24 protein-coding genes are annotated in these 24,213 nt (G+C 74.6%); 9 read left to right on the top strand and 15 right to left on the bottom strand.

The genetic code is table 11. The features are described from left to right. Positions 1 to 244 precede the first annotated feature (244 nt). From AB0I41_RS10100 to AB0I41_RS10090, 3 genes are read left to right on the top strand one after another with little or no spacing between them, the layout of a single operon-like run. Positions 245 to 988, top strand: a complete 744-nt coding sequence (locus AB0I41_RS10100) for an ABC transporter ATP-binding protein (RefSeq protein ID WP_357104367.1) — start codon at positions 245 to 247, stop codon at positions 986 to 988. Beyond that, the gene (locus AB0I41_RS10095; protein WP_357104364.1) at positions 985 to 1,740 is read left to right on the top strand and encodes an ABC transporter permease; all 756 of its coding nucleotides are present in this window, start codon (positions 985 to 987) and stop codon (positions 1,738 to 1,740) included. Before AB0I41_RS10100 ends, AB0I41_RS10095 begins: the two co-directional genes overlap by 4 nt. Continuing rightward, a complete protein-coding gene (locus AB0I41_RS10090) occupies positions 1,737 to 2,336 on the top strand; it encodes a TetR family transcriptional regulator (protein ID WP_357104361.1) in 600 nt (199 codons plus the stop codon). The genes AB0I41_RS10095 and AB0I41_RS10090 overlap by 4 nt, the downstream gene beginning before the upstream one ends. A 192-nt stretch (positions 2,337 to 2,528) precedes the next feature. Here the strand turns inward: AB0I41_RS10090 and AB0I41_RS10085 are convergent, their stop codons facing one another. Continuing rightward, positions 2,529 to 4,328, bottom strand: coding sequence for an ABC transporter ATP-binding protein (locus AB0I41_RS10085; RefSeq protein WP_357104359.1), 1,800 nt, complete (start codon positions 4,326 to 4,328; stop codon positions 2,529 to 2,531). A gap of 55 nt (positions 4,329 to 4,383) precedes the next feature. Beyond that, positions 4,384 to 6,261 carry an ABC transporter ATP-binding protein gene (locus tag AB0I41_RS10080; protein WP_357104356.1) on the bottom strand — a complete coding sequence of 626 codons (1,878 nt, stop codon included), beginning with the start codon at positions 6,259 to 6,261 and terminating at the stop codon, positions 4,384 to 4,386. Positions 6,262 to 6,433: 172 nt separating this feature from the next. On the opposite strand from AB0I41_RS10080, the gene AB0I41_RS10075 reads away from it, so the two are divergent. The 3 genes from AB0I41_RS10075 to AB0I41_RS10065 all read left to right on the top strand — a co-directional run bounded on the left by AB0I41_RS10075 (position 6,434) and on the right by AB0I41_RS10065 (position 10,200). Beyond that, complete coding sequence (locus AB0I41_RS10075) at positions 6,434 to 7,063, top strand: TIGR03085 family metal-binding protein (protein ID WP_357104353.1); 630 nt, start codon at positions 6,434 to 6,436, stop codon at positions 7,061 to 7,063. Between the two features lie 234 nt (positions 7,064 to 7,297). Beyond that, positions 7,298 to 8,236, top strand: coding sequence for a terpene synthase (locus AB0I41_RS10070; RefSeq protein WP_357104351.1), 939 nt, complete (start codon positions 7,298 to 7,300; stop codon positions 8,234 to 8,236). Positions 8,237 to 8,373: 137 nt separating this feature from the next. Then, complete coding sequence (locus AB0I41_RS10065) at positions 8,374 to 10,200, top strand: long-chain fatty acid--CoA ligase (RefSeq protein ID WP_357104348.1); 1,827 nt, start codon at positions 8,374 to 8,376, stop codon at positions 10,198 to 10,200. Between the two features lie 102 nt (positions 10,201 to 10,302). Here AB0I41_RS10065 and AB0I41_RS10060 read toward each other — a convergent pair whose 3' ends face one another. Next, positions 10,303 to 11,616: a low temperature requirement protein A gene (locus AB0I41_RS10060; RefSeq protein ID WP_357104346.1), complete on the bottom strand. Its 1,314-nt coding sequence runs from the start codon at positions 11,614 to 11,616 to the stop codon at positions 10,303 to 10,305. A 77-nt stretch (positions 11,617 to 11,693) separates the two neighbouring features. Then, positions 11,694 to 13,151, bottom strand: a complete 1,458-nt coding sequence (locus AB0I41_RS10055) for a PLP-dependent aminotransferase family protein (RefSeq protein WP_357104343.1) — start codon at positions 13,149 to 13,151, stop codon at positions 11,694 to 11,696. Between the two features lie 58 nt (positions 13,152 to 13,209). Here AB0I41_RS10055 and AB0I41_RS10050 point away from each other — a divergent pair, with 58 nt between their 5' ends. Both AB0I41_RS10050 and AB0I41_RS10045 read left to right on the top strand, forming a co-directional pair. After that, entirely contained in the window at positions 13,210 to 13,863 is a 654-nt protein-coding gene (locus AB0I41_RS10050) for a hypothetical protein (protein ID WP_357104340.1), read from the top strand. A gap of 57 nt (positions 13,864 to 13,920) precedes the next feature. Continuing rightward, positions 13,921 to 14,379: a hypothetical protein gene (locus AB0I41_RS10045; RefSeq protein ID WP_357104337.1), complete on the top strand. Its 459-nt coding sequence runs from the start codon at positions 13,921 to 13,923 to the stop codon at positions 14,377 to 14,379. Between the two features lie 302 nt (positions 14,380 to 14,681). Here the strand turns inward: AB0I41_RS10045 and hisF are convergent, their stop codons facing one another. From hisF to hisD, 9 genes are all read right to left on the bottom strand, one after another. Further along, complete coding sequence (gene hisF, locus AB0I41_RS10040) at positions 14,682 to 15,449, bottom strand: imidazole glycerol phosphate synthase subunit HisF (RefSeq protein ID WP_357104334.1); 768 nt, start codon at positions 15,447 to 15,449, stop codon at positions 14,682 to 14,684. Positions 15,450 to 15,586: 137 nt separating this feature from the next. Next, the gene (locus tag AB0I41_RS10035; RefSeq protein ID WP_357104332.1) at positions 15,587 to 15,976 is read right to left on the bottom strand and encodes a RidA family protein; all 390 of its coding nucleotides are present in this window, start codon (positions 15,974 to 15,976) and stop codon (positions 15,587 to 15,589) included. After that, positions 15,973 to 16,698 carry a bifunctional 1-(5-phosphoribosyl)-5-((5-phosphoribosylamino)methylideneamino)imidazole-4-carboxamide isomerase/phosphoribosylanthranilate isomerase PriA gene (priA, locus tag AB0I41_RS10030; RefSeq protein WP_357104329.1) on the bottom strand — a complete coding sequence of 242 codons (726 nt, stop codon included), beginning with the start codon at positions 16,696 to 16,698 and terminating at the stop codon, positions 15,973 to 15,975. Before priA ends, AB0I41_RS10035 begins: the two co-directional genes overlap by 4 nt. Before the next feature lie 16 nt (positions 16,699 to 16,714). Next, positions 16,715 to 17,038 (bottom strand): hypothetical protein, encoded by a 324-nt coding sequence (locus tag AB0I41_RS10025; RefSeq protein ID WP_357104326.1) that lies wholly within the window; start codon positions 17,036 to 17,038, stop codon positions 16,715 to 16,717. Between the two features lie 54 nt (positions 17,039 to 17,092). Further along, positions 17,093 to 17,719: an imidazole glycerol phosphate synthase subunit HisH gene (gene hisH, locus AB0I41_RS10020; RefSeq protein ID WP_357104324.1), complete on the bottom strand. Its 627-nt coding sequence runs from the start codon at positions 17,717 to 17,719 to the stop codon at positions 17,093 to 17,095. Beyond that, complete coding sequence (locus tag AB0I41_RS10015) at positions 17,719 to 17,889, bottom strand: hypothetical protein (protein WP_357104322.1); 171 nt, start codon at positions 17,887 to 17,889, stop codon at positions 17,719 to 17,721. Before AB0I41_RS10015 ends, hisH begins: the two co-directional genes overlap by 1 nt. Positions 17,890 to 18,065: 176 nt before the next feature. Beyond that, positions 18,066 to 18,677, bottom strand: coding sequence for an imidazoleglycerol-phosphate dehydratase HisB (hisB, locus tag AB0I41_RS10010; protein ID WP_357104319.1), 612 nt, complete (start codon positions 18,675 to 18,677; stop codon positions 18,066 to 18,068). Further along, entirely contained in the window at positions 18,674 to 19,747 is a 1,074-nt protein-coding gene (locus tag AB0I41_RS10005) for a histidinol-phosphate transaminase (protein WP_357104316.1), read from the bottom strand. The genes hisB and AB0I41_RS10005 overlap by 4 nt, the downstream gene beginning before the upstream one ends. Further along, positions 19,744 to 21,066, bottom strand: coding sequence for a histidinol dehydrogenase (hisD, locus tag AB0I41_RS10000; RefSeq protein WP_357104314.1), 1,323 nt, complete (start codon positions 21,064 to 21,066; stop codon positions 19,744 to 19,746). The genes AB0I41_RS10005 and hisD overlap by 4 nt, the downstream gene beginning before the upstream one ends. A gap of 106 nt (positions 21,067 to 21,172) precedes the next feature. Between hisD and AB0I41_RS09995 the strand changes: the two genes are divergently transcribed. Next, complete coding sequence (locus tag AB0I41_RS09995; RefSeq protein WP_357104311.1) at positions 21,173 to 21,871, top strand: LON peptidase substrate-binding domain-containing protein; 699 nt, start codon at positions 21,173 to 21,175, stop codon at positions 21,869 to 21,871. Here AB0I41_RS09995 and AB0I41_RS09990 read toward each other — a convergent pair. Next, the gene (locus tag AB0I41_RS09990; protein WP_357104308.1) at positions 21,786 to 22,736 is read right to left on the bottom strand and encodes a DUF2567 domain-containing protein; all 951 of its coding nucleotides are present in this window, start codon (positions 22,734 to 22,736) and stop codon (positions 21,786 to 21,788) included. The genes AB0I41_RS09995 and AB0I41_RS09990 overlap by 86 nt on opposite strands. Positions 22,737 to 22,792: 56 nt before the next feature. Continuing rightward, a partial coding sequence (locus AB0I41_RS09985) for an AAA family ATPase (RefSeq protein WP_357104305.1) occupies positions 22,793 to 24,213 on the bottom strand: 1,421 nt, incomplete at its 5' end.

The following is a 24,213-nucleotide window of genomic DNA, read 5'->3' as shown; positions in this document are numbered from 1 at the left end:
ATCCACCGCGCCATCGTGCCGTACGCCCGATCAGGCCGCAATGCCCGTTGACGGACCCAGTGTCCGATCAGGAGGCTAGTGCCCCACGGTTCGCATTGATGCCTCGGGATACCTTTCGCCGGCGACCACGTCTGCGGGAACCGCCGCGCAGAGCCGGCCCCCTGCTCGAAGGCAACCGTTGCGGCCGGCAGGTATCTCATCTAGCGTTGAGTTCAACGGATGATGAGTTTTTGGGAGGTGGGCGGTGGAGGACGCGATCACGGTCCGCGACCTGGTCGTCGACCGGGGGCGGCGGAGGGTGCTGCACGGCATCGGCTGCACCGTCCCCCGCGGCTCGGTGACCGGGCTGCTCGGCCCCAGCGGCAGCGGCAAGACCACCCTGATGCGGGCGGTCGTGGGGGTGCAGGTGATCAGCTCGGGCACGGTCACCGTGCTGGGCCGGCCGGCCGGCACGACCGGGCTGCGCCGCCGGGTCGGCTACCTCACCCAGGCGCCCAGCGTCTACGCCGACCTGACCGTGCGGGAGAACGCCCGCTACTTCGCGGCGTTGCAGGGCCGGCACGCGGGCGACGCCGACCGGGCGGTGGCCGACGTCGGGCTGGCCGACGCGGCCACCCAGCTGGTCGGCACCCTCTCCGGCGGGCAGCGCAGCCGCGCCTCGCTGGCCTGCGCCCTGGTCGGCGAGCCCGAGCTGGTCATCCTCGACGAGCCGACGGTCGGTCAGGACCCGGTGCTCCGGGCCGACCTGTGGGCCCGGTTCCACGAGATGGCGGCGGCCGGCACGACGCTGCTGGTGTCCAGCCACGTGATGGACGAGGCGGCCCGCTGCGACCGGCTGCTGCTGATCCGGGAGGGCCGGCTGGTCGCCGACGACACCCCGGACGCGGTCCGGGAGCGCACCGGGGTCGACGACCTGGAGGAGGCGTTCCTGCGGTTGATCCGGTCGAGTGAGGCGGGCCAGCGGCACGCCGGTGAGGAGTTGTCGTGAGCGCGAGGATCCTGGCCGTGACGACCGGGCGGATCCTGCGCCAGCTGCGGCACGACAAGCGCACGGTGGCGCTGCTGGTGCTGGTGCCGACGGTGCTGCTGACCCTGGTCTACTACATGTACGCCGACCAGCCCACCGCGCCCGGGCAGCCGTCGGCCTTCGACCAGATCGCCCTGATCATGCTGGGCTTCTTCCCGTTCATCGTGATGTTCCTGGTGACCAGCATCGCGATGCTGCGCGAGCGCACCACCGGCACGCTGGAACGGCTGCTCACCACCCCGCTGCACAAGCTCGACCTGCTCTTCGGCTACGGCATCGCGTTCGGGCTGGCCGGGGTGGTGCAGTCGACCATCGCCGCGGCGGTGGCCTACCGGGTGTTCGGGATGGAGACGGCCGGCAGCGCCGGGCTGGTCATCCTGGTCGCGGCGGTGAACGCCGTGCTGGCCGTGGCGCTCGGGCTGTTCTGCAGCGCCTTCGCCCGCACCGAGTTCCAGGCGGTGCAGTTCATGCCGGTGGTGGTCGCCCCGCAGCTGCTGCTCTGCGGGCTCTTCGTGCCGCGCGGGCAGATGGCCGGCTGGCTCCAGGCGGTCAGCGACGCGCTCCCCCTGTCGTACTCGGTCGAGGCCCTGCAGGAGGTCGGCGCGCACACCGAGCCGACCGGCCTGATGTGGCGGGACGTGGCGATCGTCGCGGGCGCGGCGGTGGTGGCCCTGGTGCTCGCGGCGGCGACCCTGCGTCGGCGCAGCGGATGACGGCGCGACGCACCGGCCGGCGCCCCGGCAATCCCGACACCCGTCAGGTCATCCTCGCGGCGGCCCGGACGGCCTTCGCCGAACGCGGCTTCGACGCGGCCTCCATCCGGGCGATCGCCACCGCCGCCGGCGTCGACCCGGCGCTGGTGCACCACTACTTCGGCACCAAGGAGGAGCTCTTCCGGGCCACCGTCGACATCCCGGTGGACCCGGCGGAGCTGCTCCCCGCCGTGCTGGCCGGCGGCGTGGACGGCGTGGGCGAGCGGCTGGTCCGAATGTTCCTCGGGATCTGGGACTCCCCGGCCGGCGCGGCAGCGGTGGCCCTGCTCCGCTCGGCGGTCAACAACGAGTGGACCGCCCGGCTGCTGCGCGAGTTCCTGGTCACCCAGGTGCTGCGCCGGGTGCTCGACCACCTCGATCTCCCCGCGGCGGAGTTGGCGCTGCGCGGCTCGCTGGTGGCCACCCAGATGATCGGCCTGGCCATGATGCGGTACGTCATCCGGCTGGAACCGGTGGCCTCCGCCGACGCGGAGACCCTGGTGGCGGTGCTCGGCCCGACCGTGCAGCGCTACCTCACCGGCGACCTCGACACCTGACCCGCCGGTCGGGCGGCGCGGGTCGGCGACGGGGGCGACGAAACGGCCGTCACTGACGGTCACGGGACCGGCGGGCAACGTCCTGACGAGCGATATGCCCCAGGGTCATAAATGTGCCTCTCAGGCATATCGCTCACCGGACATGCGACCTCCGGACGCGGGCGCGGCACGTCCCGCCCACCCGGAGCACGCCTACCGGGTCTGCTCCAGCCAGGACGCGAAGAGCAGGCCGTAGACCGACTCCGGGTCACGGACCAGCTTCTCGTGCGGGCCGCGCTGCACGATCCGGCCCCGGTCCACCACGATCACCTCGTCGGCCGCCTGCGCGGTGGAGAGCCGGTGCGCGATGGCGAGGGTGGTCCGGCCCCGGGTGACCGCGTCCAGGGTGCGTTGCAGGCGTACCTCGGTGGCCGGGTCGACGGCGCTGGTGGCCTCGTCGAGCACCAGCAGGTCCGGGTCGGCCACGTACGCCCGGGCGAGCGCGACCAGCTGCCGCTCCCCCACGCTCAGCGCCTCCCCCCGCTCGCCGACCGGGGTGGCCAGGCCCGACGGCAGGCCGTCCAGCCAGTCGGCCAGCCCCAGCTCGGTGAAGGCGGCGGTGAGCTGCGCGTCGGTCAGCTCGGGGCGGGCGAAGCGGACGTTGTCGCCGACCGTGGCGTCGAAGAGGAAGCCGTCCTGCGGCACCATCACCACCCGCGCGCGCAGCGAGTCGAACCGCACCCGGTCCAGCGGCACCCCGGAGAGCAGCACCTGCCCGGCGGTCGGGTCCATCAGCCGGGTGAGCAGCTTGGCGAAGGTGGTCTTGCCGCTGCCGGTCTCGCCGACCACCGCCACCCGGCTCTTCGCCGGGATGTCCAGGGTGACGTCGTGCAGCACCGGCGGGCCGCCCGGGTAGGCGAAGGTCACCCCGGCGAAGCGGATGTCCAGCGGGCCCGGCGGCAGTTCCCGCCCCTGCTCGCCCGGGTCGGCCACGTCGGGGGCGACGTCGAGCACGTCGAGCACCCGACGCCAGCCGGCGATGGCGTTCTGCGCCTCGTTGAGCACCTCGGTGGCGATCTGCACCGGCTGGATGAAGAGCGTGACCAGGAACAGGAACGCGGTGAGCTGGCCGATGGAGAGGGTGCGGTCCGCGCCGAGGGTGACCCCGACGACCACCACCCCGGCCAGCGCGACGCCGGCCGCCAGCTCCCCGACCGAGCTGCCCAGGATGCTGATCCGGATGGCCCGCTGCTGGGCCCGCTGCTGCCCCTCGATCGCCGTGTCGAGCCGCCGGGCAGTGCGCCCCGCGATGCCGTACGCCCGGATCACCGGCGCCCCGACGACGCTCTCGGCGATCGTGCCGAGCAGGGTGCCCATCCGCTGCCGGACCACGCCGTAGGCGGCGCCGAGCCGGCGCTGGAGCAACCGGATCACCAGCACGGCCGGCGCGAAGGCGGCGAGCACCACGAGGGTCAACTGCCAGGAGTACGCCAGCATCACGGCCGTGGTGACCACCAGCTGGCCGAGGTTGACGATCAGGATCACGCCGCCCCACTGGAGGAACTGGGTGATCTGGTCGACGTCGCTGGTCACCCGGGAGACCAGCGACCCGCGCCGCTCGGACTGCTGGTGCAGCATCGACAGGTCGTGCACGTGCCGGAACGCCCGGGTCCGGACGTTGGCCAGCGCGGTCTCGCTGACCGTGAACAGCCGGCGCATCATCAGGTAGCCGCAGGTGGTGGTGACCACCAGCACCGCAGCGGCGACGGCGACCACCGTCCACACCACGCCCAGGTCCAGGCCGCCGACGATGCCGCCGTCGATGCCGCGCTGCACCGCGACCGGCACGGCCACCCGGCCGACCATGTACACCAGGGCCAGCGCGAGGGTGCCGGCCAGCCCGGTCCGCAGCTCCGGGGAGAGCGCCAGCCCACGCCGCAGCGTCCGCCAGGTCGACTCGGGCCGCTCCTCCGGTTCCTCCCGCCGCTCCGGCTCCACGGTCGTCGCGCTCACCGGGCCGGCCTTTCGTTCGCGACTGCGGGGCTCCGCTCCGCTGCACTCCTCGCGCTCACCGGTCCACCTCGATCTCCAGGCCCGAGGTCAGCGGGGTGACCTCGTCGTACGTGCGGTTCTGCTCGCGTTCCTGCTCGGCCTGCTCGTACGCGGTGACCAGGTCGGCGTAGCCGGGCACGGTGGCGAGCAGTTCGCTGTGCGTGCCCCGGGCCACCACCCGCCCCTGCTCCAGGTAGACCACCTCGTCGGCGAGCGCGATGGTCGCCCGCCGGTACGCGACCACCAGGATCGACGCGGCTGCGCCCGACCCGCCGGTCGGGGCGCGCAGCCCGGCCAGGATGGCCGCCTCCACCCTCGGGTCGACGGCGCTGGTCGCGTCGTCGAGCACCAGCAGCCGGGGCCGGCCGGCGAGCGCCCGGGCCAGGGTGAGCCGCTGCCGCTGCCCGCCGGAGAGCGAGGTGCCCCGCTCGCCGACCATGGTGTCCAGCCCGTCGGGGAGCGCGGCGACGAAGCCGTCCGCCTCAGCCAGCCGCAGCGCGGCCCACACGTCCTCGTCGCCGATGCCCGGCCGGTCCAGGGTGACGTTGGCGCGCACGGTGTCGTCGAAGACGAACGGCACCTGGGCGACCAGGGCGACCGTCCGCGCCAGCGAGTCCGCGGCCAGCTCGCGCACGTCGACGCCGTCCAGGGTCACCGTGCCGGCGCGCGGGTCGACCATGCGCACGGCCAGCGAGGCGATGGTGGACTTGCCGGCGCCGGTCGGCCCGACCAGGGCGATCGTCTTCCCGGCCGGCACGGTGAAGGTGACCTCGCCGAGCACCTCCGCGCCGGGCAGGTGCGCCTCGGCCGGCTCGTACGCGAAGCAGACGTCGGCGAAGGCGAGCGTGGCGGGCGTCGGCTCGGCCGGGTCGAGCCGGCGCTCGCCGTACGGCATCTCGCCGGTGGCGTCCAGCACCCGGCGGACCCGGTCCCAGCCGGCGACGCTGCGCGGCAGCTCGGCGAGGACCCAGCCGATGGCCCGCACCGGGAAGGCCAGCACGGTGAAGAGGAAGGCGACGCTGACCAGCTCGGCGACGCTGATCGCGCCTTCCCGCAGCCGGAACACCCCCACCACCAGCACCGCGAGGGTGCCGAGGCTGGGCAGGGTCTCCAGCATCGGGTCGAAGACGCCACGCAGCCGGCCGACGGCGATGAGCGCGTCGCGCAGCTCACCGGCGCGGGCGGAGAACCGGGCGGTCTCCTGGGCCTCGCGGCCCATCGTCTTGACCACCAGGGCGCCGTCGAAGCTCTCGTGGGCGATGCCGCTGACCTCGGCGCGCAGCCGCTGGGCGCGGGCCTGCCGGGGCGCCATCCGCCGGGAGTAGACCACGTTGAGCGCGAAGAGCGCGGGGAAGACGGCGAGGCCGACCAGGGCCAGCGCCCAGTCGGTGAGGAAGAGCGAGACGACCGCCCCGACCAGCATGACCAGGGTGCCGACCGCGAAGGGCAGCGGGGCGATCGGGTACCAGGCCGCCTCCACGTCGGAGTTGGCGTTGGACAGCAGGGTGCCGGTGGCGTTGCGCTGGTGCCAGGCCAACGGCAGGTCGAGGTAGCGGCGGGTCACCCGGCGCCGGTAGGCGGCCTGGAGACGGAACTGCATGTAGCCGGCGCCGAGCCGGCGGCCGAAGATGCCCACCACCCGCAGCACGCTGATGCCGAACAGCGCCGTCGCGGCCAGGGCCAGCGCGCCGGTCCCGACGGAGCCGCGGGCGACGGCCGGCACCACCACCTCGCCGACCACCCCGCCCACCACGTACGCGCTGGCGATCACCATGAGGCCGAAGAGCACACTGCCGCTCACCGCCACCGCGAAGATCCGCGGTTGTTCCCGGATCGCCCGGCCGAGGACCGACAGCCCCCTGCGGAGCACGTCCCGACTTGTCCCGCTCGCCACGCTGTCCCCCGCCGTAAGCCACCTCGTTCTCCCTCATCCTTACCGGTCCCGGCCAGCTCCGCCGACCCGGAGCCGGTATGTCGGCCGTCACGTGCCCGCCGGCGTGCCCCGGCCGCCGCCGGGGACACGCTCCGGCGCGCCGACACCGGCCGGCGGGCCTACGATCTCCCTCATGCCGCGGTACGCCCGATCGGAGCGCGAGGCGCTCGCCGATCTCATGCTGGAGCTGGGGCCGGACGCACCGACCATCGACGAGGGATGGACGACCCGCGACCTCGCCGCCCACCTGGTGGTGCGGGAACGCCGCCCGGACGCCGCCGGCGGCATCGTGCTGCCGCCGCTGCGCGGGTACGCCGAGCGGGTGCGCCGGCAGATCGCCGTCCGCCCCTGGGCGGAGCTGGTCGGGCTGGTGCGCCGCCCACCGGTGTGGAGCCCGGTGAGCAACCCGCTCACCGACGAACTGGCCAACACCCTGGAGTTCTTCATCCACCACGAGGACGTCCGGCGGGCCGGGGCGGGGTGGCAGCCGCGCGACCTGCCGGCCGGCCTGCGGGCGCGGCTGTGGAAGCGGGCCTCCCTGCTGGCCCGCACGGCGCTGCGCCGGTTCCCGGCCGACCTGCTGGTGCAGGCGCCCGGTCACGGCGAGCTGTCGGTGGGGCGGGGCGGCGAACGGGTCCGGCTGGTCGGGTCGCCGGGCGAGCTGGCGCTCTTCCTCTCCGGCCGCCAGCGGGTGGCCCGGGTCCAGGTCGACGGCCCCGCCCCCCTTGCCGACCGGATCCGGCACGCTCCCCTCGGCCGCTGACTCGCCCCGGGCCCGGCGCGGCCCCGGACCGTCGACGGTGATCAGGAAGTTCCGGCCGGCGACGTGGGTCGGATCCGACCGGACCTGCTGATCACGGCCGACGACGGGCACGGATGTGCGGAATCGGTCAGCGGCCGGGTTTCCCACCATGCGCAACCAGCGAGCCCCGCCAATGTGAAAATGTCGTATTCTGCTGCCCGCCGGCCCCGTCCGGGGCTGCGGACAGGGGGCGCCATGCGCGGCATCACCGGGTCAGGACTGCACGAGCCTCCCTTCCTCGGCCAGCGGCACCCCGCCACCGGCCGGGTCGCCGGGGAGAGCCTGGCCTGGGCCCGCGGCCTCGGGCTGGTCGAAGACGGACCGCGGTGGCACCGGCTGCGGGCCGCCGACGCCGCCGAACTCGCCGGCCGGGCCTGCCCGCGAGCGCCGGTCGGCCGGCTGCGGCTGCTCACCGACCTGATCAACTGGCTGTTCGTGGTGGACGACAGCTGCGACGAGGACGAGCTCGGCGCGGAGCCGGGCCGGCTCGCGCCGACCGTCGCCACCCTGCTGGACGTGCTCGACCAGCACGGTACGACCGGGGCGGCGGCGCCGGCCGGCGGGCCGCTGGGCGTCGCGCTGGCCGACATCTGCCGGCGGGTACACCATCACCGCCCGGCGCTGCTGCTGCGGCTGGTCGCCCAGCTGCGCGAGTACCTGCTCGCCCTGCTCTGGGAGGCGGCCAACCGGGAGCACCAGCGGGTGCCGGAGCTGACCGAGTACCTCCAGATGCGCCGGCACACCGGCGGGGTACGCCCCAGCCTCGCCCTCACCGACCTGGCGTACGACGTCCGGCCCGGGCCGGGACGGCGCACCGACCCGGCGGTGCTCGCCCTCGACAACCTCACCGTCGACCTGGTCTGCTGGTGCAACGACCTCTTCTCCCACCGCAAGGAACTCCGCGCCGCACCGGACCCGCACAACCTGGTCACCGTCATCGCGACGCACACCGGGCAGGAGATCGACGCCGCCGTTTGCACGGCGGCCGGGCTGTTCAACGACGGGCTGGACCGCTTCCTCGTCGGCGAGGCGGCGCTGGCCGGGGATCCGACCCTCGCGCCCTTCCTCGACGTGCGCCGGTCCTGGATCCGGGCCACCTACGACTGGTCGCTGCGGGCCGGCCGGTACGCCTGAGCGGTCCACCTCGCGGGGCTCAGCCGGCTGTCACCTTCCGGGGCTAGCCGATGCCCGGGTGCAGGCAATACCCTTCGGTAACCGCAGACCGGCGTGACCCCCGTCACGCCATCCACCCCCTGAAGGCGGCTGCAGCGATGGCTCTCGATGTACCGTACCGTTCCATCCCCGACATGTTCCTCAAGCGCGTGGCCGCCACCCCCGACCGGCACGCGTTCGCCCACCCGGCGCCGGACGACTCCGGCCCCGTCTGGCTGACGTGGGAGCAGGTCGGACAACGGGCCAGGGCGGTCGCCGCCGGCCTGCACGGCCTGGGCGTCGGCCAGGAGAACCCGGTGGCGATCCTGGCCAACACCCGACTGGACTGGGTGATCGCCGATTTCGGCATCATGTGTGCCGGCGGCGCGACCACCACCGTCTACCCCACCACCGAGCCCGAGGACGCGGTCTACATCATCGCCGACTCCGGCTCCCGGGTGCTCTTCGCGGAGAACCCGGCCCAGGCCGCCAAGATCGCCGGGGCGGAGCTGCCGGCGCTCACCCACGTGGTGCTCTTCGACGGCGCCGCCGACCCGGCCGCGGCCGTCCCCCAGCTCACCCTCGCGGAGCTGGAGGAGCGGGGGGCGCGGGCGCTGGAGGCCGAGCCGGACCTGATCGACATGCTGGTCGCCGGGATCGGCCCAGAGCACCTGGCCACCCTGATCTACACCTCGGGCACCACCGGGCGGCCGAAGGGCGTCGAGCTGCTGCACGGCGGCTGGTGCTGGGAGGCCGTGGCGCAGGCCGAGGTGGGGCTGCTCCGCGACGACGACACGCACTACCTGTGGCTGCCGCTGTCGCACTCGTTCGGCAAGACCCTGCTCTGCGGGTCGACCCACGTCGGCCTGCCGACATACGTCGACGGGCGGGTGGACAAGCTGGTCGACATGCTCGCGGTAATCAAGCCGACGCTGATGTGCGGCGCGCCCCGGGTGTTCGAGAAGGTCTACAACAAGGCCGTCACCACGGCCCAGGGCGCCGGCGGCGCCAAGGCGAAGATCTTCGCCTGGGGGGTCCGCACCGGCAAGGAGAAGGTCGCCCTGGAGCAGGCCGGCCAGCCGGTCCCGGCCGGGCTGAAGCTGAAGTACGCGCTGGCCGAGACGCTGGTGTTCAGCAAGCTCCAGGCCCGCCTCGGCGGCCGGATCCGGGTGCTGGTCTCCGGCGCGGCGCCGCTGAGCAAGGAGATCGCCACCTTCTTCGCGGCGGCGAACCTGCCCATCTCCGAGGGGTACGGCCTCACCGAGACCAGCGCCGGCAACTTCGTCAACCCGCCGGATGGGCTGCGCATCGGCACCGTCGGCAAGGCGATGGGCGACCTGGAGTGCCGGATCGACACCGACGGCGAGATCCTCGTCCGGGGCAGGCCGGTGATGCGCGGCTACCACAACCTGCCCGAGGAGACCGCCGCCGCGTTCACCTCCGACGGCTTCTTCCGCACCGGTGACATCGGCAGCCTGGACGACGACGGCTACCTGCGGATCACCGACCGGAAGAAGGACCTGGTCAAGACCTCCGGCGGGAAGTACATCGCGCCGTCGCACCTCGAGGGCATGTTCAAGGCGATCTGCCCGTACACCTCGCAGGCGATCGTGATCGGGCAGGCCCGCAACTACTGCACCATGCTGGTCACCCTCGACCCGGACGCGATCAAGGGCTGGGCGGCCGGCGGCCCCCTGGAGGGCCGCGAGTACGCCGAGATCGTCGCCTCCGCCGAGGCGCAGGCGATGGTCGAGGGGTACGTGGCCGAGCTCAACGGCAAGCTGAACCGCTGGGAGACGATCAAGAAGGTCACCGTCCTCCCCCGCGACCTGACCATCGAGCACGGTGAGATCACCCCGTCGCTGAAGATCAAGCGCCGGGGCGTGGAGAGCAACTTCGCCGCCGAGATCGACAAGATGTACTCCGGCACCCTCGCCGAGCTCTGACCCACCCGTTACCCGCCGGCGGCCGTGCCCCCTCCGTCCCGGGGCACGGCCGCCGGTCCGTCCGCCGGGCGACCCCGGCGGGTCGTCGGCGGCGGGCGGCGGTCACAGGTGTCGCCGGCGCCAATCGCTCTGCGCCGCCTCGACGGCGAGCTGCTCCTCCAACGCGAGCTGCCGGACCTGACGCCGCCGCCCGTCCTCGCTGAGCGTCTCGGCGACGGTGGCGGCGACGCAGAGCACCGACAGCAGCGCCACCGCCACCAGCTCCGGCAGCCGGGCCGCCACCAGGGCGACCAGGGCGACCAGGGCGATCATCACCACCGCCGCCAGCAACGGCCAGTGCACGGTGCGCAGCACCAGCAACGCGCAGCCGGCGAGGCTCAGCAGGTAGAGGCCGACGCCCCCGTACAGGACGGTGATCCAGAAGCCGCCGAGCGGCTCACCCCAGGACGGCGTGGCGGGCGACGCCGCCTCGGCGAGCAGATCCTTGACCCCGAGGGCGAAGAAGATGATCCCGACGACCATCGGCAGGTGCAGGTACGTGTACGCGTTGCGCGCCAGCCGGGCCCGTGCGGCCGGCTCCCGGGCATGGTGCAGCGCCTGCTCGACCCCGAAGGCCAAGGTGTCGAAGTACGCCCACCAGAGCACCGCGGCGATCCCGACACCGAACACCGCGGCGGTCATCACCGGCCCGGTCAGCGGCAGGGCGCTGATGGACTTCCCACCGAGCCCGAGCGCGATGATCGACTCGCCGAGCGCGATCAGGATCATCAGGGCATGCCGTTCCGCCCAGTGCCCGGCGGAGATCACCACCCAGTACGAGCCGCCCAGCGCGATCCCCGCCCCGTACTCCACCAGCACCGCCGCCGTCCAGAACCCGAGCTGCAGCGCTGTCGACAGGGGCCGCTCGGCGAGCCGGTACGGCACCAGCCCGGCGGCGACCAGCAGCGCCGTGGCGACCACCGGCAGGGCGGCGAGCAGCAGCCAGCGCCGGAATCGGGCCGGATCGGGGCGGGCCACCCAGCCGAAGATCGCGAGCTGCGCGGCACGGACCAGGAAGTAGCAGAAGGCGAAGACGAGCGGGCCGTTCAGCCCGCCAGGCTGGTCGACGAACGCGGCCGGCATGCTCAGCACCAGCAGGAAGGTGGCGGCCACGGTGACGAAGCCGACCACCGGCAGCACGCCCCGGTCGGCGCGGACCATGTTGCCGAGGCCGGCGAATCCGGTCCAACACCACCAGAGCAGTGCCAGCACCAGCAGGCCCTGGAACAGGCCGACCCCGGTGGGGCGGTTCACGGTCAGGCCGGTGACGTTGAGGAACGCGAAGACGAAGACCAGGTCGTAGAAGAGCTCCAGCCGGGTGGCCCGGGTGCCCGGACCGCCCCAGCTGATCAGTCGGGACCCGGTGTCTGTGCCCACCCGCGCAGTGTCCCAGCGCCGGGTCGGCGCCGGATGCCGATCGATCGATCGGCATCCGAAGGGGTCGCTCGCCAGCCTCAGGCGATCACGGAGTGCTCCCGCCACTGCGGACGCCCGGCCCGGTCCAGGTCGTAGCGGACCGCGGCGAGCCGGCCCACCGCCTCCACCAGGTCGGCGGCGGGCAGGGTGAAGGGCAGCCGCAGGAAGCGTTCCAGCGTCCCGTCCAGGCCGAACCGGGGACCGGGCGCCAGTCGTACGCCGACCTCCTCGGCGGCCCGGGCCAGCGCGCTGGAGATCGGGCCGTCCAGCTCCGCCCACAGGGTCACCCCGCCGTGCGGCGCGGCGACCCGCCAGTCCGGCAGGCGCTGCGCGAGCGCGTCGAGCAGGGCATCGCGCTGCGCGGCGAGCTGGGCCCGGCGGGCGGCGACGATGGCCGGCGCGGCGACGAGCAGGTGGACCGCGACCAGCTGGTCCAGCACCGGGCTGGCCATGTCGACGCCGACCCGGGCGGCGGCCAGCCGCTGCACCTGCGGGGCGGAGGCGCGCACCCAGCCGATCCGCAGCCCGCCCCAGTACGGCTTGCTCATCCCGCCGATGCTGATCACCCGGCTGTGCCGGTCGAAGGTGGCCGTCGGCGGGGGCAGCACGGTGCCGTCCAGCGGCAGGTCCACGAAGGACTCGTCGACGACCAGGTCGGTGCCGGCGGTGTGGGCGGCGGCGACCACCCGTTCGCGCAGCTCGGCAGACATCAGGTGACCGGTCGGGTTCTGGAAGTCGGGGATCAGGTAGGCCAGCTTGGGGCGGGCCTGGCGGATGCTGCCCAGCAGCAGGTCGGCGTCCCAGCCGGCCCCGTCGACGGCCAGCCCGTGGGTGGTGATCCGGGCCCGGCGGGCGGACAGGGCGGCCAGCGCGTTCGGGTAGGTCGGCGACTCGACCAGCACGCTGCCGCCGGGCGCCAGCGCCAGCCGGAGCACGAGGTCCAGCGCGTGCTGGGTGCCGCTGGTCACCATGACCTGCTCGGCGCTGGTGGGCAACCCCCGTTCGGTGTACGACCGGGCCACCGCCTCGCGCAGCTCGATGATGCCGGTCGGGTGGTAGCCGGCGCCGCCGAGGTAGCGGGGCAGGTCCTCGGCGGCGGCACGGGCGGCCGGGACGAGCTGCGGCGGGGCGGCCAGCGCGGCGACGCCCAGGTCGATCATGTCGCGGTCGTCCAGCGGGGTCCAGAGCCCGGTGCTGGCCACCCGGTGGGTGCCGGGCAGCATCGTCCAGCTGCCCGCGCCGCGCCGGCTCGCCAGGTGCCCGCTCTCCCGCAGCTGCCGGTACGCGGCGGTGACCGTGGTCCGGCTGATCCGCAGCGCCTCGGCCAGTTCCCGCTCGGCCGGCAGGCGTACCCCCAGGGGGAGCCGGCCGTCGGCGAGCAGGCCACGGACCGCGGCCGCGAGCGCGGCGTAGTCCGGGCTGCGACGGCGGCCCGGGAGCGCATGCCACTGACCCAGCAACCGGGCCAATTGGGCTCCCCGCACCTGGCTGGTCACGGCCACCCCTCCTAAATTGGCTCTTCTATCGCCACGATTGGCACCTAGGGTGGCACGCATGGCAGTGATTGGCAATCTACGGCACCGGCCGGTCCGCCGGCTCACCCAGCTCTACGTCGGGCTGGTCCTCTACGGCGTCAGCATGGCGCTGATGATCCGCTCCGAGCTCGGGTTGAACCCGTGGGACGTCTTCCACCAGGGCCTGTCCCGGCAGACCGGCATCTCGGTCGGCACGGCGAGCATCCTGGTCGGCGCGGTGGTGCTGCTGCTCTGGATCCCGCTGCGGCAGCGACCCGGGCTCGGCACGGTCAGCAACGTCGTGGTGATCGGCCTGGCCGTGGACGCCACCGTGGCCCTGCTCCCCGAGGACCTGCCACTGCTCGCGCGGATCTGCATGCTGGTCACCGGCATCGTCGCCAACGGCGTCGCGACCGGCCTCTACCTCGGCGCCGATCTGGGCCCCGGCCCGCGGGACGGGTTGATGACCGGGCTGGTCGCCCGCCGTCCCACCAGCTCGGTCCGGCTGGTCCGCACCGGCATCGAGGTGACCGTGCTGGCCCTGGGCTGGCTACTCGGCGGCACGGCGGGCATCGGCACCGTCGCGTACGCCCTCGCGATCGGCCCGCTGGCGCAGCTGTTCACCCCGCTCTTCACCGTCCCGCCACGATCCACCCCCGACACCCCGGTGGTCACCCTCGCTGAGCTGCGCTGACGTCCCGGTCGGAAAGTCGGTGTTTCCTCCGTCGGCACCGCCGGGCATCATTCCTGCATGGGGGAGAGCGGATGGCGCTGGACGGACGCGTGGATCTTCGTGTCACTGGTGATCGCGAGCGGGGCCGGGCGGCACCGCCGCGCGGCCGACAGCCGACGCCCGGAGGGCGTCCGGCTGACCGACGTCATCTCCACAGCGGACCACCTCAACCAGGCGATCCCCGAGCGGCAGGACGTCGAGGCGGCGGTACGCCGCTTGGTCGGCGCGGGCCTGGTCAGCGTCTCCGACGGCTGGTTCCGGATCACCCCCGACGGGGAGCGGCTCTGGCGCACCCGACCGAGCGCCGGCGTGGGGACCACCGTGGACACGGTGCAGGGGGTGCTGGTCCGACGGCACACCCCCGGTAGCGCGGACTGGCACCTGCCCGAGGAGGACCATGCCGCAGCCGTGCAGGAGTACATCGTCCGGTCGATCCCGGCCCCGCGCCGCTCGCCCGAGGGACGGACCGGCCGCTGAGCCAGGGCCGGACGCGGACAGCGCGCCGAGCGCGGCCCGGCGCGGCCCGGCGCGCCACCCGGCCCGGACAGCGCGGCGCAGCGCGGCAGCCCCATGCGAGGGCAACACCCCAGAGAGCAATATGCCTGTGAGGCATAAATGTGCCTCACAGGCATGTCACTCACTGAACACCTGCCCCCCAGGGGGCGCCACGCCAAGGGACCATGGAGCACGCCAAGGGACCAGGAAACAAGCCCGCAGCGACACCCGAACCGACCGGGAGCACGGCCTCCAGCGGCCGCGAATCAGGTTCGGCGGGCCGGTCAGCGGGTGGGGTGGCCGGCGGCGCGCAGCGCGTCCTTGACCTCGCCGACGGTCAGCTCGCCGAAGTGGAAGACGCTCGCTGCCAGCACCGCGTCGGCGCCCGCGCCGATCGCCGGCGGGAAGTGCGCCACCTCGCCGGCGCCGCCGCTGGCCACCACCGGCACGTCCACCACCGCGCGGACCGCCTGGATCAGGGCGAGGTCGAAGCCGGCCTTGGTACCGTCGGCGTCCATCGAGTTGAGCAGGATCTCGCCCGCCCCCAGCTCGGCGCCGCGCCGGGCCCACTCGACGGCGTCCAGGCCGGTGCCGCGGCGACCGCCGTGGGTGGTCACCTCGAACCCGCTGGGCGTGGTGGCGGCGGGAGCCCGGCGCACGTCCAGCGAGAGCACCAGCACCTGCCGGCCGAACCGGTCGGCGATCTCGGCGATCAGCTCGGGACGGGCGATCGCGGCGGTGTTCACCCCGACCTTGTCCGCGCCGGCGCGCAGCAGCGTGTCGACGTCGGCGACCTGCCGTACGCCGCCGCCGACGGTAAGCGGGATGAAGACCGACTCCGCCGTGCGGCGGACCACGTCGAGCATGGTGCCCCGGTCGCTGGAGGAGGCGGTGACGTCGAGGAAGGTCAGCTCGTCCGCGCCGGCCCGGTCGTACGCCGCGGCCAGCTCCACCGGGTCACCGGCGTCCCGCAGGTCGAGGAAGTTGACCCCCTTGACCACCCGCCCGGCGTCCACGTCCAGACACGGGATCACTCGTACCGCCACCGTCATGTCGCGAGCCTATCCAACGGAAACGGCACGGCGGCCGACCCGTTCCGGTCGGCCGCTGTGAACGAGGCCCGGGTCACACCCGGACCAGCGTTCTGCGAACCGGCACCAGCCGGCCGGACCGGACGCCGCAGCCGGGCTCAGCGGTCGCCGAGGTACGCCTCCAGCTCCACCTCGACCAGGTGGTCGGGGTCCAGCAGGCCGGCCACCACCACCATCGTGGCGGCCGGGCGGACCGCGCCGAACACCGCGTTGTGCGCCCGACCCACCTCGTCGGCGTACGCGCGGTCGGTGACGTACATCCGGGTGCGGACCACGTCGCCGGGCTCCGCGCCCACCTCGGCCAGCGCGTCCAGCGCGATCCGCAGGGCCTGCGCGGTCTGCGCCGCCGCGTCCCCGACGTGGGTGACCACCCCGTCCACGGTGGCGGTGCAGCCGGCGGTCAGGGCCAGGTCGCCGGCCCGGACGACCCGGGAGTAGCCGTACAACGACTCCCACGGGCCGCCCGAGCCGAGCCTCGTGACGGTCACGCCTCCGCCAGGGTTTCCAGCGCCTGCGCCACGGTGAACGCGCCCGCGTACAGCGCCTTGCCGGTGATCACGCCCGCCACCCCGATCGGCTCGAGGGTGGCCAGCGCCCGCAGGTCGTCCAGCGTGGAGACGCCGCCGGAGGCGATCACCGGGGCGTCGGTGCGGGCGCAGACCTCGCGCAGCAGGTCCAGGTTCGGCCCGCGCATGGTGCCGTCCTTGGTGATGTCGGTGACCACGTACCGCGCCGCGCCGGCCTTGTCCAGCCGCTCCAGCACCTCCCACAGGTCACCGCCGTCGCGGGTCCAGCCCCGGGCGGAGAGGGTACGACCGCGCACGTCCAGCCCGATCGCCACCCGGTCGCCGTACTCGCCGCAGACCCGGTCGCACCAGACCGGGTCCTCCAGCGCGGCGGTGCCGATGTTCACCCGGGCCGCGCCGGTGCCCAGCGCCGCCTGCAACGACTCGTCGTCCCGGATACCGCCGGAGAGCTCCACCTTCACGTCGAGCTGACGCACCACCTCGGCGAGCAGGTGCGCGTTGGAGCCCCGGCCGAACGCCGCGTCCAGGTCGACCAGGTGGATCCACTCAGCGCCGTCGGACTGCCAGGCCAGCGCGGCCTCCAGCGGGTCGCCGTACCCGGTCTCGCTTCCGGCGGCGCCCTGCACGAGCCGGACGGCCTGGCCGTCGGCTACGTCCACGGCAGGCAACAGGGTGAGGCTCAACTTCTCTCTCCTCGCATCAGATCCGACGGTCCAGGGCGATCACCACGATCGCCGGCAGGACCAGCAGCAGCAGGACGACCAGCACCAGGCGCAGCGCCAGGTCGTCCACGAACGTCCAGATGCCGAACAGCGCGGCCAGGCTCAGCCCCACGATCGCGGCCCGCTCCCCCCGGCTGCGGCGGCCCAGCCGGCCGGTACGGCCCCGCCGCCACTGCGGCGTCAGCCGGCGTACCAGGGCGCGCGTCCGCTGCCGGCGGGCCAGCCTGCGCTGGCGCACGACGCGTTCCCGGGCGGCCTCGGCCTCCCGGACGGCGCGCCGGCGGGCCCGCTCCTTGCTCACGCCGTGCCCCGCACGGCCCCGGTCGCCGACACGCCCCGCGCCGGGCCGGCCGGCTCAGCCAACCGTGGCCAGCCAGTTGCGCAGCAGTGCGGCCCCGGTGTCGGCGGACTTCTCCGGGTGGAACTGGGCGGCCGACAGCACGCCCCGCTCCACCGCGGCGACGAAGTCCGTGCCGTGGTGCGCGGTGGTGACGGTGGCGCCCGCGGCGGCCAGCCCCGCGGTGTCGTTCACCCCGTACGAGTGGACGAAGTAGAACCGGCTGTCGGCGGGCAGACCGGCGAAGAGCACCGAACCGGCCGGCGCCTGCACGGTGTTCCAGCCCATGTGCGGCAGCCGGTCGGCGGGCAGCTTCGTCACCCCGCCGGGCAGCAGCCCGAGCCCCTTGGTGACCACGCCGTGCTCGTCACCGTGCTCGAAGAGCACCTGCATGCCGACGCAGATGCCGAGCACCGGCCGGCCGGCGGCGACCCGCTCGGCGACCACCGGGCCGGCGCCGAGCGCCTCGATCCCCGCCATGCAGGCGGCGAAGGCGCCCACGCCCGGCACCACCAGGCCGTCCGCCTCGGCGGCCGCGGTCAGGTCGTCGGTGACGGTCACCTCGGCGCCGGCACGCTCCAACGCGCGCTCGGCGGAGCGCAGGTTGCCCGAGCCGTAGTCCAGCACCACGATCCGCCTGGTCATCAGCCCTCCCCGGGCAGCAGCCAGAGCACCCCGCCGACGGTGGCGAGCGTGGCGAGCAGCGCGGTGACGACCACCGCGCCGCGCGGCGCGCCCTGCCGGTGCAACGACCACGCCCCGCCGACGAGCACACCGGCCAGGATCAGCAGCAGGGTCGGCAGCATCGCGCTCATCAGTGTCCTCCTTCATTCGCGACTGCGGGGCTCCGCTGCGCTGCACTCCTCGCGCTCATCGGCGTCCTCCTTCATTCGCGACCGCGGGGCTCCGCTGCGCTGCACTCCTCGCGCTCATCGGCGTCCTCCTTCATTCGCGACCGCGGGGCTCCGCCACGCCGCACTCCGCACGCTCGTCACAGCGCGCCCTTCGTGCTGGGGATCGCGCCCGCGGCGCGCGGGTCGATCGCGGTGGCCTCACGCAGCGCCCGGGAGACCGCCTTGAACTGCGCCTCGACCACGTGGTGGGCGTCCGGGTGGCCGCCGGGGCGGGCCGCCCGCAGCACGTCCACGTGCAGGGTGATCCGGGCCGACTGGCCGAAGGACTCCCAGATGTGCCGGGTCATGCTGGTCGGGTAGACCGGGCCGATGTACGGCGCGAGCGCCGGCTCGTCGTGCACCACGTACGGGCGGCCGGAGAGGTCCACCGCGGCCCGGACCAGCACCTCGTCCATGGGGACGGTGGCCGAGCCGTACCGCCGGATGCCGGCCTTGTCCCCCAGCGCCTGGTCGAAGGCGGCGCCCAGGGCCAGCGCGGTGTCCTCCATGGTGTGGTGGGCGTCGATCTCCAGGTCGCCGACGGTGCGCACGGTCAGGTCGAAGCCGCCGTGCCGGGCGATCTGATTGAGCATGTGGTCGTAGAAGCCGACGCCGGTGCTGATCTCGGCCTGGCCGGTGCCGTCGAGGTCGAGCTCGACGAGGACCTTGGTCTCCTTGGTGATCCGCTCCACCCGGGCGGTGCGACTCATGAGAGCTTCTCCATTGCGGCGAGGAAGGCGTCGGTCTCGGTCGGGGTGCCGGCGGTGACCCGCAGCCAGCCGGGCAGGCCGACGTCGCGGACCAGGACGCCGGCGTCGAGCAGGGTACGCCAGGCGACGGCCTGGTCGCCGTCGACGGAGAAGAGCACGAAGTTGGCGTCGCTGTCGGCGACCCGGTGGCCGCGGGCGCGCAGCTCGGCGACGATCCGGTCCCGCTGGACCATGATCGCGTCGACGGTGCCGAGCAGGGCGTCGCGGTGCGCCAGCGCCGCCCGGGCGGCGGCCTGGGTGAGCGCCGAGAGGTGGTACGGCAGCCGGACCAGCTGCACGGCGGCCACCACCGCCGGGTCGGCGGCCAGGTAGCCGAGCCGGCCGCCGGCGAAGCCGAACGCCTTGCTCATCGTGCGGGTGACCACCAGCCGCGGGTGCCCGGGCAGCACCGCCAGGGCGCTGACCGTGCCGGGGCGGGCGAACTCGGCGTACGCCTCGTCGACCACCACCATGCCTGGCGCCTCGGCCAGCACCGCCGCGACCACCGCCGGGTCGAGGGCCGTGCCGGTGGGGTTGTTCGGCGAGCAGAGGAAGACCACGTCCGGCCGGTGCTCGCGGACCTGGGCGACCGCCTCGTCGGCGGTGAGCCCGAAGTCGACGCCGCGCCGGGCGGGGATCCACCGGGTGCCGGTGCCGAGCGCCAGCAGCGGGTGCATCGAGTACGCGGGCACGAAGCCCAGCGCGCTCCGCCCCGGGCCGCCGAACGCCTGGAGCAGCTGCTGCTGGATCTCGTTGGAGCCGTTGGCCGCCCAGACCTGCTCGCCGGTGAGCCGGTGGCCCAGGTAGGCCGCCAGGTCGGCGCGGAGCGCCACCGCGTCCCGGTCCGGGTAGCGGTTGAGGTCGCGCAGCTCCGCCGCGAGGGCCTTGCCGATCGCGTCGACCACCGGCTCGGGCACCGGGTACGAGTTCTCGTTGGTGTTCAGCCGTATCGCCACGTCCAGCTGCGGCGCCCCGTACGGCGTCAGGCCCCGCAGGTCGTCGCGGATCGGCAGGTCGTCCAGGCTGGTCACGAGACGCCCCCGGGGAAGCGGACACCGACCGCCTGGCCGTGTGCCGGCAGGTCCTCCACGTTCGCCAGGGTCACCACGTGCGGGGCCACCTCGCGCAGCGCGTCCTGGCTGTATTCGACCAGGTGGACGCCGCGCAGGAAGGACTGCACGGACAGCCCGGAGGAGTGCCGGGCGCAGCCGCCGGTGGGGAGCACGTGGTTGGAGCCGGCGCAGTAGTCGCCGAGCGACACCGGCGACCAGGCGCCGACGAAGATCGCCCCGGCGTTGCGCACCCGCATCGCCCACTCCCGGGCGTCGACGGTCTGGATCTCCAGGTGCTCGGCCGCGTACGCGTCGACCACCCGCAGCCCGGCGTCGAGGTCGTCGACCAGGACGACGCCGCTCTGCTCGCCGCTGAGCGCGGTGGTGACCCGCTCGACGTGCTTGGTGGCCGGCACCTGCCGGGCCAGCTCCCGCTCCACCGCGTCGGCCAGCGCGACCGACGGGGTGACCAGCACGCTGGCCGCGAGCGGGTCGTGCTCGGCCTGGCTGATCAGGTCGGCGGCGACGTGCGCCGGGTCGGCGGTGTCGTCGGCCAGGATGGCGATCTCGGTCGGGCCGGCCTCGGCGTCAATGCCGACCACCCCGCGCAGCAGCCGCTTGGCGGCGGTGACCCAGATGTTGCCCGGGCCGGTGATCATGTCGACCGGGTCGCAGTGAGCGCTGCCCTCGGCGTCGACGGCGGCGCCGTACGCCAGCATCGCCACCGCCTGGGCGCCGCCGACGGCGTACACCTCGTCGACGCCGAGCAGCGCACAGGCCGCGAGCACCCGCGCGTCGGGCAGGCCGCCGTTGTCCTGCTGGGGCGGGCTGACCACCACCAGCGAGCGCACCCCGGCCGCCTGGGCGGGGACCACGTTCATCACCACGGTCGACGGGTACATCGCCAGGCCGCCGGGGACGTAGAGCCCCACCCGGTCGACCGGCACCCAGCGCTCGGTCACCGTGCCGCCGGGGACGACCTGGGTGGTGTGGTCGCGGCGCCGCTGGTCGGCGTGCACTCTGCGGGCCCGGGCGATCGACTCCAGCAGCGCGGCGCGCACCTCGGGGTCGAGCGTCCCCTCGGCCTCGGCGATCGCCTCGGCCGGCACCCGCAGCACCTCCGGGGACACCCCGTCGAACCGCTCGCTGGCCTCCCGGATCGCCCGGTACCCATGCTCCCGGACCGCCGCCACGAGCGGGCGGATCCGCTCGACGGCCACGGAGACGTCGAGCTGGGCACGGGGCAGCAGGCGGCGCGGGTCACGGACCCCGCCGCGCAGGTCGATCCGATTCAACACCCCTGCGAGTCTAGGCGGCCCCGCCGCGGTGGGTCCGCGCTGCCCGTACCGCGGGAGGCGTGAGCCGAGCCACGCCGGGCGCGCCCGGTCGGGCTAGGCTCGACGAGTGACCGCACGGCTGCCGGTGTTTCCGCTCGGAACGGTGCTCTTTCCCGGGCTCGTGCTGCCGCTGCACATATTCGAGGAGCGCTACCGCGCGCTGGTGCGCCACCTGGTCGGGCTGCCCGAGGGGGCATCGCGCGAGTTCGGCGTGGTGGCGATCCAGGCCGGCTGGGAGGTCGCCCCGGGCCCGGGCCGGCCGACCCCGGGCGGCGGCGACGTGACCCTGCACGAGGTGGGCTGCACCGCCGAGCTGCGGCAGGTCACCGAGCTCGACGACGGCGGCTTCGACATCGTCACGGTGGGCCGGCGGCGGTTCCGGATCGCCGACGTGGACCGCTCCGCCGCGCCGTACCTGACCGCCGAGGTGGAGTGGCTGCCCGAGCCGGGCGGCACCGACGAGGTCGCCGAGTTGCTCGCGGCCCGGGTGATCGCGGTCTTCCGGCAGTACCTCGGGCTGATCCGGCCCGATCCGGAGGAGATCTCCGAGCAGCTGCCGGAGGACCCGACCGTCCTGTCCCACCTGGTCGCGGCGACCGCCGCGCTCACCGTGGCCGACCGGCAGCGGCTGCTCGCCATCGACGACACCGCCGCCCGGCTCCGTGCCGAGCTGCGGCTGCTCAACCGCGAGGCGGCTCTGCTGCGCCAGGTGCGGGCGGTTCCGGTGCCGTTGTCGGAGCTGGCGTCGCCCCCGGCCCCCAACTGAGGCCGCCGGCGTCGCCGGGCTCGGGCTCCGGGCGCAGCGACGGCCAGCGCGACCAGCCGGCCAGCAGGGTGTACGTCACGGCCACGGCGAACGCCGGCAGCAGCAGGTCACCGAAGGGCACCGGCAGCAGCCCGAACAGCCACTCGATCCCCCCGGCGCGCAGGTCGGCCGGCTTGGTGAAGGCGGTGCCGTCCGGAGCGTGCGCCAGCAGCCGCTGGTAGCCGGCGAGCCCGACCCGGCGGCCGACCTGCCAGGCGACCAGCGCGGCGCCGAGCGCGCCGAGGGCCGACCCGGCCAGCACGGCGGGGCCCCGGCGGCGGCGCAGCACGACCCAGAGCCCGATGGCGGCGAGCACCCCGAAGCCGAGCCCGAGCAGGCTGAACCAGCCGTCGGCGGCGATCGGCTGCTCCGGCTGCGGTTGGGCGTAGACGGCGCCCGCGGCGGTCTTGACCACCGGGGTGTCCGGGGCCACGGCGGCCCAGAGCAGCCCGAGCGGCACGCCCAGGACGGTCAGCGCGAGCACGATGGCCCCCGTCGCCGCGAGGGGGCGGCGGGGCCGGTCGCCGGAGGGCTCCGGGAAGCCGGCGTACGCCGGGGGCCACGGCGCGGCCGGGCCCGGCCCGGCGTCGGGGTACGGGGCGCTTCCGGGGTACGGCACCGCAGCGTCGGGGGACGGAGCGCTTCCGGGGTGCGGCGAACCGGCGTCGGGCGCGCCGGAGGGTGGGGTCCAGCCGCCGTGCGGGGCGGCCGGCCCGTCCGCCGGCGGGCGGGGCGGCGTGGCGGGGCCGGCGGGCGGGGCGGCGGCGAGGTCCGGCTCGTCGGGACGGTCGACGGGCCGGTACGGATCGGGGGTGTCCGGGCTCACCCGATGATCCTCTCAGTCGGGGCGACGACGCGGGGCGCCGGTGGCCGGACACCCCCTCAGCGGGCGAACGGCTCCAGCATCATCGCGGCGGCGCGCAGCCACGCCTGCCGGGTCTCCGACTGGAGCTGGTGGTACTCGATCGAGGAGCCGGTCTCCAGCGCCGGGTCGTACGGCACCACGGCGACGCCGCGGGTCCGGGTGGCGAAGTGCCGCTCCAGGTCGTCCTGGAGCTGGGATCGGCCCGGCGTCGGGCAGGAGATCAGGGTGACCGCGTTGTCGGCCAGCTCCCCCATCCCCTCCTCGTGCAGCAGGTCCAGCATCCAGTCCGCGCTGAACGCGGCGTCCTCGCGCGGCACGGTGGTCACCACGAGCTGGTCGGCGGCGTGCATGACGGTGCGCCAGTTGGGGCTCTCCACGTTGTTGCCGGTGTCCACGCAGACCACGTCGTGGGTGCGGCGCAGCAGCTCCAGCACCCGCTTGACGGTGAACTGGTCCAGCCGCTGGGCGAACCGGGGGCTCTCCTCGCCGGCCAGCACGTCGTAGGAGCCGTCGGAGGCGTGCCGCAGGTAGTCGTCCAGGGACTCCAGCAGGTCGGCGCCCTCGCGGATCTCGATGTGCGCCAGGTCGCTGATCAGGTGGCGGATGGTCCGGGCGTGCCGGGCGCTGCCGGCGCGCAGCCCGAGGGTGCCGCGCAGTTCGTTGTCGTCCCAGGCCAGCACGCCCCGCCCGCGGACGCTGCCGACGGTGGCCGCGGCGAGCACGGTCGCGGTGGTCTTGTGCACCCCGCCCTTGGGGTTGGCGAAGGCGAGCACCCGGGGCGTGCCCAGGTCGCGGCGCAGCACGCCGGCGGCGCGTTCCTGCTCGTCCTGCGGAGCCTGCGGGCGCCACTCGATCCGGGCCGGCTCGATCCGGGCCGGCTCGACCCGCGCCGGCTCGACCCGCGCCGACTCGACCCGCGCCGACTCGGTCCGCGCCGGCGGGTAGCCCCGGTCGGCGGTCACCGCGGGCGGATACGCCGGCTCGGGGGGACGGGTCGGCTCCGGCGGGTGGGCCGGTCCGGGCCGGTACGACGGCTGCTGCGGGTGCGCCGGCTCGGCCGGGGCATAGCCGGGCCGGTAGCCGTTGTCCAGCAGCGGGGCGTACCGCGACTCGGCCTGCGGCTGCTCGTGCCGGTAGCCGTTGTCCAGCAGCGCGTAGCGGGACTCCGCCGCCGGCTCCGGCGGATAGCCGGGCTCGGCCCGGTAGGCCGGCTCCGGCGGGTACGGCGGCTCGCTCCGGTAGGCCGGCTCCGGCGGGTAGGACGGTTCCGGCGGGAAGGACGGCTCCAGCCGGTACGCCGGGTCGACCCGGTAGGTCGCCTCAGCCCGGTACCCGGGGTCGGCACCGTACCCGGGCTCCACGGGCGGCACGGGCGGCACGGCGGCCGAGGCGCGCCCGGACCAGCCGGCGCCCGACCCGCGCCGCGGCAGCGGCTCGC

It is taken from the genome of Micromonospora sp. NPDC050200 (assembly GCF_040656135.1).
In the GTDB taxonomy this organism is placed as follows: Bacteria; Actinomycetota; Actinomycetes; order Mycobacteriales; family Micromonosporaceae; genus Micromonospora.
This window is presented reverse-complemented; position numbering and strand designations above follow the sequence as displayed.

Bases quoted from the DNA above. Each gene is read 5' to 3' on its own strand.
- AB0I41_RS10090 (WP_357104361.1), top strand. From the start codon at position 1,737: ATGACGGCGCGACGCACCGGCCGGCGCCCCGGCAATCCCGACACCCGT.
- AB0I41_RS10075 (WP_357104353.1), top strand. From the start codon at position 6,434: ATGCCGCGGTACGCCCGATCGGAGCGCGAGGCGCTCGCCGATCTCATG.
- AB0I41_RS10070 (WP_357104351.1), top strand. From the start codon at position 7,298: ATGCGCGGCATCACCGGGTCAGGACTGCACGAGCCTCCCTTCCTCGGC.
- AB0I41_RS10065 (WP_357104348.1), top strand. From the start codon at position 8,374: ATGGCTCTCGATGTACCGTACCGTTCCATCCCCGACATGTTCCTCAAG.
- AB0I41_RS10050 (WP_357104340.1), top strand. From the start codon at position 13,210: ATGGCAGTGATTGGCAATCTACGGCACCGGCCGGTCCGCCGGCTCACC.
- AB0I41_RS10045 (WP_357104337.1), top strand. From the start codon at position 13,921: ATGGGGGAGAGCGGATGGCGCTGGACGGACGCGTGGATCTTCGTGTCA.
- hisF (WP_357104334.1), bottom strand. From the start codon at position 15,449: ATGACGGTGGCGGTACGAGTGATCCCGTGTCTGGACGTGGACGCCGGG.
- hisH (WP_357104324.1), bottom strand. From the start codon at position 17,719: ATGACCAGGCGGATCGTGGTGCTGGACTACGGCTCGGGCAACCTGCGC.
- AB0I41_RS10015 (WP_357104322.1), bottom strand. From the start codon at position 17,889: ATGAGCGCGATGCTGCCGACCCTGCTGCTGATCCTGGCCGGTGTGCTC.
- hisB (WP_357104319.1), bottom strand. From the start codon at position 18,677: ATGAGTCGCACCGCCCGGGTGGAGCGGATCACCAAGGAGACCAAGGTC.